At 63.9% G+C, this 17,900-nt stretch carries 16 protein-coding genes; 6 read left to right on the forward strand and 10 right to left on the reverse strand.

What is annotated here, in order from left to right:
- Positions 1–64: 64 nt before the first annotated feature.
- The 5 genes from ACY65G_RS18725 to ACY65G_RS18745 all read right to left on the reverse strand — a co-directional run bounded on the left by ACY65G_RS18725 (position 65) and on the right by ACY65G_RS18745 (position 6,124).
- Positions 65–1,045 (reverse strand): choice-of-anchor A family protein, encoded by a 981-nt coding sequence (locus ACY65G_RS18725; RefSeq protein ID WP_464998812.1) that lies wholly within the window; start codon positions 1,043–1,045, stop codon positions 65–67.
- Between the two features lie 281 nt (positions 1,046–1,326).
- Positions 1,327–2,244, reverse strand: coding sequence for an SAM hydrolase/SAM-dependent halogenase family protein (locus tag ACY65G_RS18730; protein WP_464998813.1), 918 nt, complete (start codon positions 2,242–2,244; stop codon positions 1,327–1,329).
- A 16-nt stretch (positions 2,245–2,260) separates the two neighbouring features.
- The gene (locus tag ACY65G_RS18735; protein ID WP_464998814.1) at positions 2,261–4,756 is read right to left on the reverse strand and encodes a TonB-dependent receptor plug domain-containing protein; all 2,496 of its coding nucleotides are present in this window, start codon (positions 4,754–4,756) and stop codon (positions 2,261–2,263) included.
- 199 nt (positions 4,757–4,955) lie between these two features.
- Positions 4,956–5,396 (reverse strand): lysozyme inhibitor LprI family protein, encoded by a 441-nt coding sequence (locus ACY65G_RS18740; protein ID WP_464998815.1) that lies wholly within the window; start codon positions 5,394–5,396, stop codon positions 4,956–4,958.
- Entirely contained in the window at positions 5,387–6,124 is a 738-nt protein-coding gene (locus ACY65G_RS18745; RefSeq protein ID WP_464998816.1) for a LysM peptidoglycan-binding domain-containing protein, read from the reverse strand. The genes ACY65G_RS18740 and ACY65G_RS18745 overlap by 10 nt, the downstream gene beginning before the upstream one ends.
- A gap of 303 nt (positions 6,125–6,427) precedes the next feature.
- Here ACY65G_RS18745 and ACY65G_RS18750 point away from each other — a divergent pair, with 303 nt between their 5' ends.
- Positions 6,428–7,174, forward strand: coding sequence for a uracil-DNA glycosylase (locus ACY65G_RS18750; RefSeq protein ID WP_464998817.1), 747 nt, complete (start codon positions 6,428–6,430; stop codon positions 7,172–7,174).
- 91 nt (positions 7,175–7,265) lie between these two features.
- Positions 7,266–7,892 carry a hypothetical protein gene (locus ACY65G_RS18755; RefSeq protein ID WP_464998818.1) on the forward strand — a complete coding sequence of 209 codons (627 nt, stop codon included), beginning with the start codon at positions 7,266–7,268 and terminating at the stop codon, positions 7,890–7,892.
- 24 nt (positions 7,893–7,916) lie between these two features.
- Here the strand turns inward: ACY65G_RS18755 and ACY65G_RS18760 are convergent, their stop codons facing one another.
- Positions 7,917–8,780, reverse strand: coding sequence for an AraC family transcriptional regulator (locus ACY65G_RS18760; protein WP_464998819.1), 864 nt, complete (start codon positions 8,778–8,780; stop codon positions 7,917–7,919).
- 54 nt (positions 8,781–8,834) lie between these two features.
- On the opposite strand from ACY65G_RS18760, the gene ACY65G_RS18765 reads away from it, so the two are divergent.
- Positions 8,835–10,322: a cytochrome P450 gene (locus ACY65G_RS18765; RefSeq protein WP_464998820.1), complete on the forward strand. Its 1,488-nt coding sequence runs from the start codon at positions 8,835–8,837 to the stop codon at positions 10,320–10,322.
- Here the strand turns inward: ACY65G_RS18765 and ACY65G_RS18770 are convergent.
- The 4 genes from ACY65G_RS18770 to ACY65G_RS18785 all read right to left on the reverse strand — a co-directional run bounded on the left by ACY65G_RS18770 (position 10,319) and on the right by ACY65G_RS18785 (position 13,760).
- On the reverse strand, positions 10,319–10,801 hold the full coding sequence (locus ACY65G_RS18770) for a nucleoside deaminase (protein ID WP_464998821.1): 483 nt from the start codon (positions 10,799–10,801) through the stop codon (positions 10,319–10,321). The two genes, ACY65G_RS18765 and ACY65G_RS18770, sit on opposite strands and share 4 nt — an antisense overlap.
- A gap of 79 nt (positions 10,802–10,880) precedes the next feature.
- Entirely contained in the window at positions 10,881–11,966 is a 1,086-nt protein-coding gene (locus tag ACY65G_RS18775; RefSeq protein WP_464998822.1) for a BMP family ABC transporter substrate-binding protein, read from the reverse strand.
- Between the two features lie 20 nt (positions 11,967–11,986).
- Positions 11,987–12,835: an outer envelope protein gene (locus tag ACY65G_RS18780; RefSeq protein WP_464998823.1), complete on the reverse strand. Its 849-nt coding sequence runs from the start codon at positions 12,833–12,835 to the stop codon at positions 11,987–11,989.
- Positions 12,836–13,058: 223 nt separating this feature from the next.
- The gene (locus ACY65G_RS18785) at positions 13,059–13,760 is read right to left on the reverse strand and encodes a GntR family transcriptional regulator (RefSeq protein WP_464998824.1); all 702 of its coding nucleotides are present in this window, start codon (positions 13,758–13,760) and stop codon (positions 13,059–13,061) included.
- A gap of 470 nt (positions 13,761–14,230) precedes the next feature.
- Here ACY65G_RS18785 and ACY65G_RS18790 point away from each other — a divergent pair, with 470 nt between their 5' ends.
- From ACY65G_RS18790 to ACY65G_RS18800, 3 genes are read left to right on the forward strand one after another with little or no spacing between them, the layout of a single operon-like run.
- The gene (locus ACY65G_RS18790; RefSeq protein WP_464998825.1) at positions 14,231–15,862 is read left to right on the forward strand and encodes an ABC transporter ATP-binding protein; all 1,632 of its coding nucleotides are present in this window, start codon (positions 14,231–14,233) and stop codon (positions 15,860–15,862) included.
- A complete protein-coding gene (locus ACY65G_RS18795) occupies positions 15,849–16,940 on the forward strand; it encodes an ABC transporter permease (protein ID WP_464998826.1) in 1,092 nt (363 codons plus the stop codon). Before ACY65G_RS18790 ends, ACY65G_RS18795 begins: the two co-directional genes overlap by 14 nt.
- Positions 16,937–17,860 (forward strand): ABC transporter permease, encoded by a 924-nt coding sequence (locus tag ACY65G_RS18800; RefSeq protein WP_464998827.1) that lies wholly within the window; start codon positions 16,937–16,939, stop codon positions 17,858–17,860. Before ACY65G_RS18795 ends, ACY65G_RS18800 begins: the two co-directional genes overlap by 4 nt.
- The last annotated feature ends 40 nt before the right edge of the window (positions 17,861–17,900 follow it).

Genomic DNA, 17,900 nt, shown 5'->3' on the forward strand with positions numbered 1-17,900 from the left:
GGATCCGCCGCGCGGCCATGCGTGATCGCGCGACGCTTTGTTTCGCTGCTGTTTCGCTACCCTGTTACGCCGCGCTGGCTGCCTTGCGGCGGCGAGCCAGCATTCCAATCAGACCCAGGCCGCCCAGCAGCATGCCATAGGTCGTCGGCTCGGGTACCGGCGAGGGACCAAAAGGCTGGAATGGCTCGTAGCCGATTTCCACACGCGCATCCATGGCGTTGGCGATGATGTTGCCTTCCAGATGGCCGGTGCCGATCAGCGTGGCGTTGTTCGCCAGCACGGTGCCGTAGGCGAACGTCGCCATATTGACGGTCGTGGCATCGGTCAGGTTCCACAGCACGCGGTCGCGCAGGTCTTTCAGTTGACCGTCCTGGCCACCGCTGAAGGTGACCGTGCCGCCGCCCGTCACATTGATGACGACGCTCGCGCCAGCCTTGATGTCTTGCAGGTACAAATTGTTCAGCTCGCTGGAATGGATGTTGAAAATTTGCAGATCCGAGCTGTTATCGCCCGTCAGGTACAGGCCACCCCACTTGGCTTCCACAGTACCGTTGCCTGCTTCCTGGCCCAGGTCGCTCGACAGCTTGCTCAACTGATTCTTGGCCGCGCCGAAGTCGATGACGTTGGCCTGCTTGTCGAGCGCGTGGTAGGCGGAAGAGGTATTGCTGCCGCCGTAGACGCCATAGCCGGTCTGTTTGGCATATTCGGTGATCGGGCCGATCGTCGCGTTCGTATCGACATTGGTCTTCGGGCCAGTGAAGATATCGCCGTTGATCAGTTTCACATCGTTGGCCACGACCAGGCTCGGGCCAGTCACGCCATAGGCGCTGCGATAGCCGACGGAGAGGCCGCTGGTAGCGAGCGAGCCGCCGACCGCCAGGCGGCCTTCCACGTCCACCACCTGGCTGACGTCGCCATAGAAGAAGGCGCTGTAGCCGGCGGCAGCGCCCAGGTCGATGGTGGTGACGGCAGCTTGTGCCGAACAGGTAAAGGCTGTGGCCAGCAATGCTGGCAACAGCCGTTTGGCGAACGTGGAAATCATCATGGTATTGGCTTGTACTACTCTTGAGTTGATCGGGCCGGCAGCGCTTGGCGAGGTTCCGCGATGGCCGGGAAAGCAAGCATATATCTGAAATACAACTAGTGTTTATTATAAACAACTAAACACCTTGTATATACGCCTGCTTGCATATCGCGTATAACGGGCGCGATATCGTGGTCTCGGTACCACGCAGACAACATGGCATCTGCGAGGCCAGACCACGCAACGCCTTCCACGCCTTGCTTCCTGATTTCCCTGTTCGCCTTGTTTCGCCTTATTTCGCCTTACTTCGACGCGGCCTTTTTGATCTCCACTTCCCAGTCCACGCCCGATTCGATCTTGTGCTTCTGCGCGAAGTTCCCCCAGCTGGTCGCCACGGCCACGTCCAGCAGGCTGTTCAGGTAGACCAGTGGCTGGCCCTTGGCCACGCCACCGAACGTGTGCTGGAACGGCGCCACCACTTTGGCAACCTGCTTGCCCTTGTGCAGGAAGCGCACCTGTACCGGGTCGCCCACGCCGATCTTCAGTTCCTCGAAGAGCGACTTGGGAATATTGGTCCACACATTGCCGTATTTGCTGTCCAGCACAGGCACGATGCCGCGGATGGTCTCGCCATTGCGCACGGCCTTCTGGTAGGCGATCTTCACCACCGATTCGCTCGGCAGAACCGGCCCCACCTGTTCGAAGGTGATCGCGCCGGACGCCAGCCGCGCGCCAACGTAGGCATACACATCGCGGCCATGGAAGGTGTACGACTCGCCGGAGCCGGCCAGGCGGTTGACCTTCTCGTCGATCTCGCGCAGTTCCGCCACGCCGTCGCGTTCGGCGATCAAGGTGAACAGGCCGTTGTCCGGGCCCACGAAGTAGCGGCCTTCACGGGTCTTCAGCACCACCGACTTGCGCTCCGTGCCCACGCCCGGATCGACCACGTTGACGAATACGCTGCCCTTGGGCCAGTAGTTCGCCGTCTGGTACAGCCGGTAGGCACCGAGCCAGATGTCGTAGTCGGGAATGTTGTGCGTCAGGTCCGACACCTGCAGCGCCGGGTCGACACCGAACGCCACGCCGCGCATCGCGGAGACAGCACCGTCCGAGGTGCCGAAGTCGGTCATCAGCACGAGGGCATTCCTGTCGAAGGCCTGCGCCTGGGCGGCCATCAGTACGCTGAAGCCGATAGCGGAAAACAGTTTGGTGAGTTTCATGTTGGTTCAGGATGGATTAAAAGGTGTAGCGCAGGCGGCCGTAGAAATACGCGCCGTTCAAGCCGATCGGGTTGATGAAGTTGTACGGCAGGGCACCGCCATAGGTGGCGTTGTTCGTCTCGCGCACGCGCTGCGGATAGCGGTCGAAGAGATTGTCGGCGCCAGCGAACAGCGTGAGCTGCTTCGTCAGCTTGTACTGGGCTTCCACGTCCAGCGTCCATACGGCGCCGAAGCGCTGGGCATGCATGCCGTCGATCACTTCCGCCTCATCGTCGTACGAAAAATCCTCCAGCGAACCGAAGCGCGTGGCGCGGGCCTGCACGCCCCAGCGCGCGCCTTGCCAGTCGGCGCCCAGCACCAGCTTCGATTCGGGCGAGGCGTTGCGGATGCGGAACAGGCTGTTTTCCGTCAGCAGCGTCAGGTCCGGATCGATCCCTGCCAGCGCGGCAGGGCTCTGGTGCACGTCGTCGATGCGCGTCCTGTTCAGGTTCAGCGCGGCGTTCAGGTCCAGCTTGCCGCCGGCGAACGGCAGGTCGTGGTTGACCACCACATCGAGGCCCGTCGTGGTGGTGTCGAGCAGGTTGGCGAGATAGGCCACCGACTGGATGTCGGTGCGGCCGATCGCGGCGAGATAGACCGTGGCGGCATCGCTCTGCAGGTCGCTGGTGCGGGTGATGCGGTCGCGCAGCCTGATGCGGTAGGCGTCCACCGTCACGCTGGTGTTGCGCTGCGGGCGCCATGCCGCGCCCAGCGACAGGTTCGTCGACTTTTCCGGCGTCAGGTTCTCGGCGCCGAACGCGCGCGCCAGCGCATCGCTGGCCGGCAGCAGCGAGGCGGTCTGCAGGGCAGTGCCGTCGCTGTTGAAATTGAGCGTGGAGAAGCGGAAGCCCGTCTGCACCAGTGCCGGCGCGCGGAAGCTGTTCGACAGCGAGCCGCGCAGCAGGAACGACTCGGTCACCTTGTAGCGTGCCGACAGCTTGCCGGTGCGCGCGTTGCCGAAGTCGCTGTAGTCGGAGTAACGGGCCGCGGCGCCCACCAGCAGGCGCGGGGTGATGTCGCTTTCGATGTCGGCATAGACGGAGCGCACCGAGCGGCTGCCGTCGAAGGCGTCCTGCGGGCGCAGGCCCGGCCCGGCTTGCGCACCCGGTGGCGCGCCGGCCACGGTGCCCGCGGCATAGGAGGCGGCATCACCGGGTGTGCTCTTGTAGGTCTCGTGCATGTACTCGGCACCGACGGCCAGGTTGACCGGCGCGCCGATGCCCAGGTCGAGCTCGCGCGTGAGGTCGGCGTTGACGGCATCCTGGTCGAAGTCAAACGTGGCCAGGTGGAAGCGGGTGGGGCTCGCCGCGCCCAGCGAAGCGTTGAGCGAGTTGGCGAGGTCGTACTCGAACTTGTTGCCACCGTGCCGCGCGCTCAGGTCCCAGTTCCAGCCGCCACGTGCGAGGCGCAGCCCGGCCACGACGCTCACGTCCGTCATGTCACCCTTCGTGTTCGGGCGATAGCCGTTCGGGTAGATCTCCGGCACGTTCGAGGGATCGCCGGGATAGCGGAAGTAGGCGCTGCCGTCGGACTTGCGCTTGTTGATGGTGGCGAACGAGTAGGCATCCACGCCTTCCGACACCGGCACCAGTGCGTTGTAGAAAGCGTAGGTGTTGCGCTGTTCCGAGTCGCCCGACTTGAAGACTACCTGGCCGTCGAGCGCCAGGTCGGCCGGCGTGGCATTCCACGACGTCCAGCCGGCATCGCTGGCGCCAGCGCGGTTGGTGGGGTTGCGCAGGCGGTTTTCCAGGCCGAAGCGGAAGTAGCCGGCATCGCCCACCGGCAGGCCGTAGTCGGCGCTCACGATGGTGGTCTGGCCGTCGGTCTTCGTGTCGTTCGTGGGTTCGAAGTCGGTATGGTTGGCGCCGAAGCTGACCGAGGCCGAGCCGCCCGTGCGCGCCTTTTTCAGCACGATATTGATCACGCCGGCCACGGCATCGCTGCCGTACTGGGCACCGGCGCCGTCGCGCAGGATCTCGATGTGGTCGATGGCGCCGGGCGGAATGGCGTTGACATCCACCGGCACGATGCCGGCAAAGCTGCTTTCCGTATCGAGCACCGCGCTGGCATGCCGGCGCTTGCCGTTCACGAGCACGAGCACCTGGTCGGGCGCGAGGCCGCGCAACTGGATGCCGCGCACGGAATCGGCGGCGCCACTCGATTCGATGCGCGGGAAATTGATCGACGGCGACAGCTCCTGCAAGGCCGCGCCGAGGTCGCCGCTGGCCAGCGCATTGTCCACTTCGCGCGCGCCGAAGCGGTCGATCGGCACGGCGCTGTCGAACACGGTGCGGTTGCGCGCCCGCGAGCCGACGATGGTGACCTGGTCGATGGCGGCCGTGCTGGCCGCCGGATCGTCTGCAACTGCGGGGCTCGACGTCTGTGCCTGGGCTGCCGGCAATGCCGCCAGCAGCACGGCGCAGGCGATGGCACTGCGGCGCAGCGGCGGGATTGAAAGGGTAGTGCGCGGCATGGCGGATTCCTTGCGTAAGCTTGACCGGATGGCAATCTTACGGGGCAAGGAACAGAGGAGGCAAATACCGACTGTGAATATGCTTATTTGCGGGGAGGTGTCGGCTGTGTCCTGTTGCAGGCAGCTATGCAAATACTACGAACGCGTTGATCAAATGCGCATAAGCTAACGTCCCCCGAAGCTGGAGGCGCTGTCCAACTTATTTACGAGACAGCGAGGAAGCAAGGCGTGTCAAGTGCGCTGCTCGTTCCATGTTCAATCCGAAGATACAAGCCAGACGTCGCAGCTCCAATGCATTTCCTATAGCACCTCCACCGAGTGCCGAGGCAAACGCGCACTGAGCATCGCGGTACTTCAGATAGGCGTCATCGGCGCTTATGAGCTGGTCTCTGGCTTTTAAAACGAACTTTGGCTGCTCATCCCATTGCTTGAGGGCCGAGACCAATTTTTTTTCGGCCGAGATGAGCACTCTTGAGCTTTCGCTGACGCTCCTGGCAAGGCAATCACGCATTCCAGCTTGAGATTCATATGCGCATTTTTCCAAGACATCCTCGACCGGATCAGGATGATTCTGATTTGCCCCATACGCATTCGAGAGAATGACTGCAGTTGCGGCAATAAAAAAATTTTTCAATCGCATGTTGCCTCCACACCGTATTTGATCAGTTCAAGAGCGAAGCTGAGCTTCTGTGCATATCTTGCGTCGCCGCCGCCATTGTAAAGTCTGGCAACTTCAGGAACGGTAATTGTGTGCCATCCGACGATGACCCGGTTTACGGCCCCTTTCCGATAAAGCAGGACTTGTCCCGGCCTTAAGATTGCAGCCTGAGGGTTCAACTTACGAAGGATTTCGGTAGTCGTTCCGTATGTTGCAGCGATTCTCGCCATATTGTCACCACGATTTATGAGAGCTTCATACGTTTTCAAATCGGATGTCATGACACTTTGATGCTTGAACTTAGCCATTCGCATCAGCAAGTAGGCAATCCCTGCCCTTATGTTGTAAGCAGGTATTGCTCTTGCGTTATTGAAATTCAGGTTTTCTTTAAGATCTGGAGGCATGATTATATCGCCGCCTTCGTCACCTGATAACAAAGCAGATAAGCCTGGATCTCCCGCCACACCAATCTGCATTGGCTTTATTCTCCATACCGCATTACCTGCGCCTGTCTCTACCCATAGCATTGCTTTGACAAGCCGCCAGTCCAGTTTTGTATATCCTGCCGTACCTGTTAAATGACGGTCGAACTCGGTGATTGCAGATTTAATTTCACAGTCATATGAATGCCACTTGGCCTGGCGGGATCCTTTGTTCAGGCCGTCCTTCCACATCTCGAAACGTCCCTTTTCTTTTACTTGAGTTGCCATTTTGAGCTCCTACTATAGTTTGTCTAGCCCGATCTATAGTAAAGAGACTTCGGCATAGTGTTTTGCTATGGAGCAATAGTCGATAGTCGAAGTCGAAAAAATTTGATTTCCGATGACATGCATGATCGATATCGACACGGACGTCTTTTCTACTAACCACTATCAGATCCAGTGCGGGCAACGCTCTTGCACTAGTACGGAAGCGCACGGTGCACACGTCATCAAACCGCACGCCATATAGTGTGACTGTGAGGTATATTTGACATGGATCGCCATGATATTCCTTACCGTAGCCGATCGTGCATGGAAACCGGCTGGCTGACGCATGGCATTACAACCTACCCGACCGGCGGCTTGCAAGCCGCCGTTTTCATATCCGAAAACCCAATGACCGTACGCATCGAACCCTCCTGGAAGCAGCACCTGCAAGCCGAGTTCGAAAAACCCTACTGGACCGAGCTCACCGACTTCGTCCGCACCGAATATCAAACGACGCAATGCTGCCCGCCGGCCAAGGACATCTTCCGCGCCTTCGACCTCACGCCGTTCGACGACGTGAAAGTAGTGATCCTCGGCCAGGATCCGTACCACACGCCGGGCGCCGCGATGGGCTTCTGCTTTTCCGTTCCGGACGGGAACCGCCCGCAGCCCAGCCTGCAGAACATCTTCAAGGAACTGGCAAGCGACCTCGGTGTGCAGCGCACCCGCACCGACCTGTCCGACTGGGCGGAGCAGGGCGTGTTCCTGCTGAACGCCGTGCTGACCGTGCGTGCCCGCGTCGCCGGCTCGCATGCGGGCAAGGGCTGGGAGACGTTTACCGATACCGCGATCCGCACGCTGTCGCAGGAGCGCGAACACATCGTGTTCATCCTGTGGGGCAGCTACGCGATCGCCAAGAAGGCGCTGATCGATACGACGAAACACCTCGTCATCACGTCGCCGCACCCGTCGCCGTTTGCGGCGCACAAGGGTTTTTTTGGCAGTAAGCCGTTCTCAAGAGCAAATGATTATCTGGAAAGTGTTGGAAAAGAGCCAATTGCGTGGGGATAATCGCTTTATGACCTGTTGCGGTCGACCGCCAGCGATTATGATTCGTAGCCAATTTGTAACATAAAATTCTTCTACGAAATAATAGGTCGATATGCAACGTCTTCTCCTCGCACTGTCCGCGTTCGCGGTCTTCACGCTTTCCGGTTGTGCCAGCGCCCCGCCGCCGCCACCCCAATTCACTGAAACGGCTTCCCAGGACCTGCCACCGCCGCCGGCGGACAAAGCGCAAATCGTCTTCCTGGAGCCGATCAATTCGATCCAGGGGATGTTCCCGGTCGGCCTGTTCGAAGTCGAAGGCGACAAGCGCACGCACCTGGCGACTACCGGCTCGCACACCAAGGCAGTGCTCGATTTCACGCCGGGGCACCATCTGCTGATGGCAACGCAGATCGGCATCCGCGCGCATTTCCTCGACATAAATGTGGAGGCCGGCAAACGCTACTTCGTGCTGGTGCGCTTCATCTACGGCAACGGCTTCCAGCTGCGGCCGCTGCGCACCGACGGATCGTCCGATTACAGCATCAAGAACAAGGATTTCCCGATGTGGATGGCACAAACGCGGATCGTCGAAAAAACCGCGGCAAGCGTCGAGATGTTCGAGACCCATCGTGAACGTGTCACCAAAACGCAAGCGGAAGGCTGGAAAGCGTGGAATGAAAAGTCGCAGGAACAGCGTGCCGAGCTGACACTGAATCCGGCGGACGCAGTCGACCTTTGATGATGCTGGCGTGCATGCGTACGCCTACCACCAGATCCGGTACGGCCAATAACTCTCATCCGTCTGCGCCAGCCGGATGATCTCCCGCGGGCTGCTGCCAACGAGCTCCCGCGCCTCGCGCGACAGGTGCGCCTGGTCCGAATAACCGGAGCGCAGCGCCACGTCGGACAGCGACACGTGCCCCGCCTGGTGCTCGTCGCGCGCGGCGAGCAGCGACTCCTCCACGCGGGCCAGGCGCCGCAATGTGCGCAGCGGATGGCCGGCCCAGGCGCGCACGCGGCGCTCGGCCATGCGGGCGCTGCGCCCGGCGCCGGAAACGGCCGCGCGCATGGCCAGCGACTGCACCCAGTCCTGCGCCAGCGGCCACGATCCGGCACCGGCGGCATCGCCACGCACGGCACGCCAGCGCGGCTCCAGCCAGTCTTCGAACACGCGGATCCGGGCGTCGTCGTCGGGCGCGGCCAGCACGTCTGCCGTCACGCCGCGCCATGCCTCGCCAAGCACGTCGTCCGCCAGCGTCATGGCGTCGAGCTGCACCGCCATGTCGAGGCCCGTCAGCGCATGCAGTGCATCGGCGAAGAACAGCGCCGTCAACGTGTGGACCGGGCCGGGATTCGCGGTCGCGAAAGGTTGCGTGCGCGGACCGGAAAAGATCACGCTGCCCGGCTGCGCTACCGCGCCGGGCGTGGCGGGTTCGACAAGCTCGCCGCTGCCCGCGATCATCCACGTGATCGAGCAGAACGGCGTGGCGGGAAAGCGGTTGACACGCTGCGCCGGTGCCAGTGGCACACCGAGCGTGCTGCGCAGCATATAGCCGCGGATGCACGAGGCAAGCGGGGTCCGGGGGGCGGCGAGGCGGGCGACGGTGGGGGGCAGGGCGGTCGTCATGGCACGATGGTATCCCAGCGCGCCGCATGCCCGGCACTCCCGTGTCGCAAACCCGTGTCGCAAACGTTCAAGACCGCCGGCGCGGCGCAGGGCACACTGGGCACCATCGACCTGCAAGGAGAGCGCATGAGTACCGCCGCCGCCGAGATGCCCGACCCGTCCCGCCCGCAAAGCATTGCCGACCTGCCCGCGCCGCGCGGCCTGCCGCTGCTGGGCAATGCGCTGCAACTGAAACCGTCGACGATCCACCTGGCGATGGAACGGTGGAGCCGCGAACATGGCCCGATGTTCCGCGCGCGCATCGGGCCGCGCGAAGTGGTCGTGCTGTCCGACAGCGCCGCTATCACTGCCGTGCTGCGCGACCGGCCCGATGGCTTCCGGCGCCCGTCCATCACGGCCGAGGTGTCGGCGGAACTGGGCGGCAATGTCGGCCTGTTCCTGGCCGAAGGCGACGTATGGCGCGACCAGCGCCGCATGGTGATGCATGCCTTTTCGCCCACGGCGATCAGGGCCTATTTCGACCGCATGGTGCAGGTCGCACGGCGGCTGGAAGCACGCTGGCTGGCGGCCGGGGAGGGCGAGATCGACCTGAACGCCGACCTGAAACGCTATGCGGTGGACGTGATCGCCGGCCTCGCGTTCGGCGCGGATGTGAACACGATCGAGAGCGGTGGCGATGCGATCCAGGAACACGTGGAAACCGTACTGGCGGGTGTGGCGCGCCGCTCGCTGCTGCCATTCCGTTACTGGCGGTGGTTCAGGCTGCCGGCGGACCGCCGGCTGGAGCGCAGCGTGCGGGCGGTGCGCGAAGCCACGGATGGTTTCATATCCGATGCCCGGGCCGCGATGGCCGCCGATCCCGCACTGCGCGAACACCCGGCCAACATGCTGCAGGCGATGCTGGCCGCGGCCGACCAGCCCGATAGTGGCGTGGACGACAGCGGCGTGGCCGGCAACGTCACCACGATGCTGCTGGCGGGCGAGGACACCACGTCCAGCGCACTGGCATGGCTGATCTGGCTGTTGTGGCAAAACCCGCAAGCGCTGGCGCGCGTGCAACGGGAAGTACGCGACAACGTCTCGTCGCTGACGCCGGAAAGCATCGGCACGCTCGATTACCTGGATGCCTGCGCGCTCGAAGCGATGCGCCTGAAACCGCCCGCGCCGTTCCTGCCGCTGCAGGCGCTGCGCGACACCACGGTGATGGGCGTCGCGCTGCCGAAGGACACGCTGCTGTGGTGCGTGCTGCGCCATGACAGCGTGGACGACAAGGCATTCCCGGATGCGCAACGCTTCGATCCGGAGCGCTGGCTGTCCGGCAAGGCGGACAAGGGCGTGGCACTACCGTTCGGCGCGGGCCCGCGCATGTGCCCGGGGCGCTACCTGTCGCTGGTGGAAATGAAGGTGGCGATGGCCTTGCTGCTGGGCCGTTTCGATATCGCCGGCGTGCGGGCGAAGGATCGCGCGGAGCCGGCGGAAGTGCAGGGGTTCGTGATGGGGCCGACGGCGTTGCGGATGCGGCTGCGGCCCAGGGCTTCCTAATCCTTGTGCCAGAAGCCCGCGTGCGCGACCTTCGCTTCATCCTCGCGCCAAGGCCCGATCACCTCGGTCGGCCGCTGCCCGGCGGCGAACACTTGCCGGCACGGCAGCGACAGCGTGGGGTTTTCCGGATCGCTGCCGGTCAGCGACAGCAGCGTCGCTTCGGACATCGCATACACCACTCTTCCCACGCCGCTCCAGTAGGTGCCGCCCGCGCACATGGCGCAGGGTTCGGCGTTCGTGTACATCGTCGCGCCCGCAAGCCGGTCGGGCGAATACTGCGACGAGGCGATGCGCAGCGCATTCATCTCCGCATGCGCGGTGCGGTCGCTGCTCGATGCGTTCATCGCCTGCGCGATCACGTTGCCTTCGGCATCGGCGATGATGGCGGCAAACGGGTGGTGGCCCTCGTCGCGCGAGCGCTGGGCCAGCGCGAGCACGTCCGTCAGGAACTGGTGGTCGCGCGCTGTCGGTTCGGTCATATGGTCTTTCGAATAAAAAAACGGGACGGGTGGGGGCCCGTCCCGCAACTCGGGTCAATCGGTTTTTCGATATGCGGGATTACTTCGGAATCGTGCCTTCCACGCCCTGCACGTAGTAGTTCATCGACATCAGTTCCTTCCATGGCATCTGCACGCCGGCGGCCGCCTTGACGGCGCCCGACTGGTCCTTGATCGGGCCGGTGAACGGCGCCGACGTGCCGGCCGTGAAGGCGGCCTTCTTCGCTTCGAAGAGCTTGGCCGCATCGGCCGGTACCGCGGCGTTCAGCCGCGACATCTTCACCATGCCTTCCTTCAGCCCGCCATGCACGTGGCCGGTCTTCCAGGTGCCCGCCATCACGCCCTTGGCCACTTCGGTGTAGTAGGCGCCCCACTGGTTGGTGCTGGCGGTCAGGTGCGCTTTCGGTGCGAAGCGCTCCATGTCCGAATCCCAGCCGAACGCGTACTTGCCCTTTTCCTGGGCCGCCTGCAGCGTGGCCGGGGAATCGGTGTTCTGCGTCAGCACGTCCGCGCCCTGGGCGATCAGCGTTTCCGCCGCCTGGCGTTCCTTGGCCGGGTCGTACCAACTGTTCACCCAGATGATCTTGGTCTTGATCTTTGGGTTCACGCTTTGCGCGCCCAGCGTGAAGGCGTTGATGTTGCGGATCACTTCCGGCACGGGGAACGAACCCACGAAGCCGAGGGTATTCGTCTTCGTCATCTTGCCGGCGATGATGCCTTGCAGGTAGGAGCCCTCGAACAGGCGCGCTTCATACGCGCCCATGTTCTTGTGGGTCTTGAATCCGGTGGCGTGCTGGAATACCACGTTCGGGAAGGCCTTTGCCACTTTCTCCGTCGCGTTCATGTAGCCGAACGAAGTGGTGAAAATGAGCTTGTTGCCATCCGCCGCAAGCTTGCGGATCACGCGTTCGGAGTCCGCGCCTTCCGGCACGTTCTCGACATAGGTGGACTTCACCTTGCCGCCCAGTGCCTTCTCCATTTCGAGACGGCCCTGTTCGTGGGCGTAAGTCCAGCCTGCGTCGCCGACCGGGCCGATATAGACGAAACCCACCTTCAAGGGCTCCTGTGCCAGCGCCGGAGCGGCGGTGGCGGCCGCGCCCAGCGCGGCGGACAGGGTGGCCAGGGCGAGCAGCTTGCGACGATTCATGATGTTCCTCTACAGGTTGGTCAGAAATGGTATTCGGCACGCACCATCGGGGTTCGTGCGGTGGCGCCTGGGACGGTCTTCGACGGATTGCCGAACTTGTTCTTCCAGTATTGGTAGGCCACGCCGACCTTGAACGTGTTCTTGTTCGCGCCGACCAGCGGGCTCACGTCGTACATCAGCTTCATGTCGACGTTGATTTCCACGGCCGTCGGAGCGCCATACTCGTTCAGGCCCTTGGTGCCGATGTAGTTCGCATAACCCTCGAACGCCAGCGGCACGTTCGGGATGGGAATGCTCCAGGAACTGAACAGCGCGGCGTGCGTGTCGTAGCGGTAGCGGTCCGTCGCCGTTTGGGTGAAGCCGTTGTACGGTGCGTTGGATTCATGCAACGCCACCAGGCTCACGTCCCAGAAACCGGGCACGTCGAACATGAACGTGGGGCCCAGGACCAGCATGCGCTTCTTCGAGTTGTAGCCCGCATCGGTCTTGCTGTTGATGTCGAAGCCGGCCACGATGCCCACGCCGCGGAACGGGCCGAAGGCCAGGTTCTTGCCGGTGATCTTGCCCAGGTCGAACGTGTGGCGGTACAGCGCATACGCTTCGTGGGCACCCGACCGGGAGCCCACGGCGGACGGGTCGTTCTCGTCCGACATCAGGTAATCGACACTGAAGAAATTGCTGCCGTACTTGTAGCCGCTGGCGTGGCTGAAGTTCACCACGTGCTTCGTGATGTCGGCGCCGTTGTAGGGCTCCGAGAATTTCGTACCGTAGCGGTAGCTCAGCGAAGTGTCGCTCCAGTCGGCCGCGTGGGCGGCGCTGGCGAAGGTGGCGGCGAGAGCGAACGAAGCAGCAAGACGAATGGTGTTCATGCGTAGTCCTTGTAAGTGTTGTGTAACGGATTGCATCCAATGTGCCGAAAGATTGCATGCAACGTCGACAGTACCTTAGCAAGTACCGGGCCACCCCGCTGTCTCCTATGACGGCGTGTCCTTCGCTTTGAAATTCCGCACCAGGACGGAACGTCCAAACGATGCCGATGTGCATTGCCGGTGCATTATGCACACAACTTTGGGGCGTTTTGTATACAATTTTCTAGGGGCCGAATAGTGCCTCGGCGAGACTCAACTTTCGCTCCGGCGTGTCCAAATGCAGCCGCGCCTCGATTTCCTCCAGGTGATGTTCGATCAGCGCGGTGGCGCCGGTCACATCGCCTTTTTCGATCAGGGCCATCAGGTCGTGGTGCTCGTGGTTGCCGCACATCGGCGTGCCGGGGTTTTCATACACGGCGATGATCAGCGACGAGCGCGACACCAGTTCCACCATGAAGCGCCGCAGCACGGCGTTGTTGGCCAGTTCCGCCAGCAGCAGGTGAAATTCGCCGCCCAGGCGGATCCAGGCCGCACGGTCGCCGCCGCGGCGCGCCTGTTCTTCCGCATCCAGTGCGGCGCGGATACGGGCAATCGAGGCGGGCGTGACGTGCCGGATCACGAGAGGCACGATCTCGCGCTCCAGCGCGCGGCGCACGGCGAAGACGTCGCGTGCTTCCTGCGGCGATGGCGATGCCACCACGGCGCCCCGGTTCGGCCGCAGCACCACGATGTGGTCGTGCGCCAGCCGCTGCAGCGCCTTGCGCACCGTGGTGCGGCTCACGCCATACAGCTCGCAGAATTCCGCTTCGCCCAGCCGGGTACCGGGCGGCAGCTTGTGGCTCATCACGGCGTTCACGACGGCGTTGTAAATACGCACATCGACCGCGGCCTCGCCGCGCTTCCTGCTCACCGGCTTGTCTGCCACCTTATCTACCGGCTTATTTACCGGCTTGCTTATTGGCTTATTTACTGGCTTGTTTACCGGCTTATTTGCTGGCGTATTCGCTGGCCGATCTGCTGCTTTGTTTACGCGCTTGCTTGCCGCCGCCGGTTCGGCCGCGGGCATGCGGCGGCCTGGTGGGCCCTCCGCCGGGGTGTGCTTCGTCATCGACAGTCTCCGCTTCTGGCTGGATTCGGGCGCAATCTCTCCGCGCACGATCGTGGTGGGAAAGCAGGAATCGTGCTCGGCGGTGAATGGGACACGGTCATGCCGGATGCACTTCAATGGGGAGATAGTGCACATATTGTGGTGCGATTTGTATACAAAATGGCGCATACATTGCTGTGCCAGCCCGACAGGTGGCATGCAGTGTGGTGGCATGCGAGTGTGGTCGCCTGCAAGGTGATGGCATGAGACTTGCAGAGGTTTTCTCGTTACCCACGATGGAGCCGCAGATGACCCTACCCTTCGAACCGCCTCCCGGGCGGCATGAAGTCGAACCGCACGCAGGACCGCGCGTCGAGCCGAGGCTGCGGCTTCTCGGCATCTCGAAGATCTACCCGTCCGTCGTTGCCAACGATCGTGTCGACCTTGTCGTCATGCCCGGCGAAATCCACGCCGTGCTGGGCGAGAACGGCGCGGGCAAGAGCACGCTGATGAAGATGATCTACGGCGTGACGCAGCCCGATGCCGGCGAGATCCTGTGGGAAGGCAGGCAGGTCACGATCCCTTCGCCAGCCGCCGCGCGCCGCCTTGGCGTGGGCATGGTGTTCCAGCATTTCGCGCTGTTCGAAACGCTGACCGTGGCCGAGAACATCGCGCTGGCGCTGGACGAGAGGATCACGCCGGCGAAGCTGGCGCCGCGCATCCGCGAGGTCTCGGCACGCTATGGCCTGCCGCTCGATCCGGAGCGCCGCGTGCACAGCATGTCCGTCGGCGAGCGCCAGCGCGTGGAGATCGTGCGCTGCCTGCTGCAATCGCCACGCCTGCTGATCATGGATGAACCCACGTCGGTGCTCACGCCGGACGCGGTGCAGAAGCTGTTCGTCTCGCTGCGCCAGCTGGCGGCGGAAGGTGTCAGCATCCTCTACATCAGCCACAAGCTCGACGAGATCCAGGCGCTGTGCGACAAGGCCACCGTGCTGCGCGCCGGGCGCGTGTCCGGCACGGCCACGCCGCGCACGCAGACGGCGCACGAGCTGGCCGAATTGATGATCGGCGGCGACCTGCCCACGTGCACGCTGGCGCCCCGCGACCCGGGCGAAGTGCGGCTGGCGCTGGACCGGCTGTCGCTGCCCAGCCCCGATCCGTTCGGCACCGACCTGCAGGACATCACGCTGGACCTCCATGCCGGCGAGATCGTCGGGCTGGCCGGCGTGTCCGGCAACGGCCAGCAGGAACTGATGAAGGCGATCTCCGGCGAAGCGCCGCTGCGCCATCCGCAAGGCATCCGCCTGCTCGGCATCGACGCCGGCCGCATGAACGCGGCCGCGCGGCGCCGGCTCGGCCTCGGCTTCGTGCCGGAGGAGCGGCTGGGGCGTGGCGCCGTGCCGGGCATGTCGCTGGCCGACAACGCACTGCTGACGGGGTACCTGGCCGACGGTGCCGGCATGCTGCGCCATGGCCTGCTCAGTGGCCTGATCCAGCGTGGCGCGATCGCTGCCTTTGCCGGCCGCGTGATCGAGCGCTTCAAGGTGAAGTGCGGCGGGGTCGGGGCCGCCGCCTCCAGCCTTTCCGGCGGCAACCTGCAGAAATTCATCGTCGGACGCGAGATCGCGCTGGCGCCGAAGGTGATGGTGCTGGCGCAGCCCACGTGGGGTGTCGACATCGGCGCGGCCATGCTGATCCGGCAGGCGATCATCGACTTGCGCGACCAGGGCGTGGCGGTGCTCGTCATCTCCGAGGAACTCGACGAACTGTTCATGATGTGCGATCGCATCGCCGTGCTGGCCAAGGGCCGGCTGTCGCCGGCAGTGCCTGCCGCCCAGGCTACCGTCAACCAGGTCGGGGTGTGGATGAGTGGCGACTTTTCCACAGCCTCCGCCGTCGATGCAAACCAGGAAGGAAGCTGCCATGTCCCGGCTTGAAGCCCGCCCCGCCCCCTCGCGCGCGATGATGCTCGCATCGCCGCTGATCGCCGCCCTGGCGATGCTCGTCAGCGGTTCGATTCTGTTCATGGCCATGGGCCAGGAACCGCTGCACGCGTTCTACGTGTACTTCATCAAGCCCGCCACCACGCTGTATGGCGTGGGCGAACTGCTGCTGAAGGCCACGCCGCTGATCCTGTGCGGCGTGGGCCTGGCCATCGGGTTCCGTGCGGACGTGCACAATATCGGCGCCGACGGCCAGCTCACGGTGGGCGCGATCGCCGCCGGCTGCGTGGCCTTGTACTTCGACGGCGTGGAAGCGCCGTGGGTACTGCCGCTGATGCTCGTTGCCGGCGCGCTCGGCGGCATGGCGTGGGCGGCGATTCCCGCGCTGCTGCGCACGCGCTTCAACACCAGCGAGATCCTCGTCAGCCTCATGCTCGTGTACGTGGCCTACCTCCTGCTGAGCTACCTGGTGCACGGCCCGCTGCGCGATCCGGACGGGTTCAATTTCCCCCAGTCGAAGATGTTCGGCGACTCGGCCACGCTGCCGCTGCTCGTCGAAGGCCTGCGGGTCAACGGCGCGTTCGTCCTGTCGCTGGTGGGCGTGGCGGGCGCGTGGTTCTTCTGCCGCCATACCTTCGCCGGCTACCGCATGCAGGTCAGCGGCATGTCGCCGGCGGCCGCGCTGTACGCGGGCTTTTCGGCACCGCGCAACGTGTGGCTGGCATTCCTCGTCAGTGGCGCGATGGCGGGCCTGGCGGGCGTCGGCGAAGTGGCCGGCCCGATCGGCCAGCTGCAGCCGTCCGTCTCGCCCGGCTACGGCTTCGCGGCGATCATCGTCGCCTATGTCGGCCGGCTGCATCCGGTGGGCGTGCTGCTGGCGGCGCTGCTGATGTCGCTGCTGTACATCGGCGGCGAGGCCGCGCAGATCGAGCTGCAACTGCCATCGGCCATCACCGGCCTGTTCCAGGGCCTGCTGCTGTTCTACCTGCTGGCGGCCGACCTGTTCATCCATTACCGCTTCAAGCCGCGCACCCGCGTGGCGCCTGTCGCAACGCCGGAGATCGCCGCATGAATACCGAATACGTGATCGCATTCCTGGCCAGCACCGCCGGTGCCGCCACGCCCCTCGTGCTGGCATCGTCCGGCGAACTGGTCGCCGAACGCTCCGGGGTGCTGAACCTGGGACTCGAAGGCATCATGCTCGTCGGCGCCGTGACGGGCTTCATGGCCACGGTGAGCACTGGTTCGCTGACCCTGGGCATGCTGGCCGCTCTGCTGGCGGGCATGGCGATGTCCCTGCTGTTCGGCTTCCTCGTCCTGACGCTGCAGACGAACCAGGTGGCGACCGGCCTGGCGCTGACGCTGTTCGGCATCGGCCTCTCCGCCTTCCTCGGCCGCGACCTGGTGGGCCAGACGGTGGCGCCGATCGCGCCGCTGTCGTTCCCGGTACTGTCGGACATACCGTTCATCGGGCCGCTGCTGTTCCGCTTCGATCCCGTCGTCTACCTGTCGCTGCTGCTCGTCGTGGCGGTGGGCTGGATGCTGGCGCGCACGCGCACCGGCCTGCAGATCCGTGCCGTGGGCGAAGCGCCGCACAGCGCCCACGCGATCGGCATGCCGGTCGTCAAGCTGCGCTATGCGGCCATGCTGTTCGGCGGCGCGATGGCGGGCGTGGGCGGCGCCTATATGTCGCTGGCGCTCACGCCGATGTGGGTGGAAGGCATGGTGGCGGGCCGGGGCTGGATCTCGCTGGCGCAGGTGGTGTTCGCCACGTGGAAGCCGCGCAACGTGGTGCTCGGCGCCTACCTGTTCGGCGGCGTGACCGTGCTGCAGTTCCACGGCCAGGGCCTGGGAATCGCGGTGCCCTCGCAGTTCCTGTCGATGCTGCCGTACCTGGCCACCATCGCGATCCTCGTGATCATCTGCCGCGATCCGAAGACGATCCTGCTGAACAAGCCGATGTCGCTGGGGCAGAACTTCAAGGCCGATTGAGGACTGTGGTTTAGAAGACTCGCTCGTCCCGCATGGCGTG

This window comes from Pseudoduganella sp. jia 12 (genome assembly GCF_055502675.1).

Bases quoted from the DNA above. Each gene is read 5' to 3' on its own strand.
- ACY65G_RS18725 (WP_464998812.1), bottom strand. From the start codon at position 1,045: ATGATGATTTCCACGTTCGCCAAACGGCTGTTGCCAGCATTGCTGGCC.
- ACY65G_RS18730 (WP_464998813.1), bottom strand. From the start codon at position 2,244: ATGAAACTCACCAAACTGTTTTCCGCTATCGGCTTCAGCGTACTGATG.
- ACY65G_RS18735 (WP_464998814.1), bottom strand. From the start codon at position 4,756: ATGCCGCGCACTACCCTTTCAATCCCGCCGCTGCGCCGCAGTGCCATC.
- ACY65G_RS18740 (WP_464998815.1), bottom strand. From the start codon at position 5,396: ATGCGATTGAAAAATTTTTTTATTGCCGCAACTGCAGTCATTCTCTCG.
- ACY65G_RS18745 (WP_464998816.1), bottom strand. From the start codon at position 6,124: ATGGCAACTCAAGTAAAAGAAAAGGGACGTTTCGAGATGTGGAAGGAC.
- ACY65G_RS18750 (WP_464998817.1), top strand. From the start codon at position 6,428: ATGGAAACCGGCTGGCTGACGCATGGCATTACAACCTACCCGACCGGC.
- ACY65G_RS18755 (WP_464998818.1), top strand. From the start codon at position 7,266: ATGCAACGTCTTCTCCTCGCACTGTCCGCGTTCGCGGTCTTCACGCTT.
- ACY65G_RS18760 (WP_464998819.1), bottom strand. From the start codon at position 8,780: ATGACGACCGCCCTGCCCCCCACCGTCGCCCGCCTCGCCGCCCCCCGG.
- ACY65G_RS18770 (WP_464998821.1), bottom strand. From the start codon at position 10,801: ATGACCGAACCGACAGCGCGCGACCACCAGTTCCTGACGGACGTGCTC.
- ACY65G_RS18775 (WP_464998822.1), bottom strand. From the start codon at position 11,966: ATGAATCGTCGCAAGCTGCTCGCCCTGGCCACCCTGTCCGCCGCGCTG.
- ACY65G_RS18780 (WP_464998823.1), bottom strand. From the start codon at position 12,835: ATGAACACCATTCGTCTTGCTGCTTCGTTCGCTCTCGCCGCCACCTTC.
- ACY65G_RS18790 (WP_464998825.1), top strand. From the start codon at position 14,231: ATGACCCTACCCTTCGAACCGCCTCCCGGGCGGCATGAAGTCGAACCG.
- ACY65G_RS18795 (WP_464998826.1), top strand. From the start codon at position 15,849: ATGTCCCGGCTTGAAGCCCGCCCCGCCCCCTCGCGCGCGATGATGCTC.
- ACY65G_RS18800 (WP_464998827.1), top strand. From the start codon at position 16,937: ATGAATACCGAATACGTGATCGCATTCCTGGCCAGCACCGCCGGTGCC.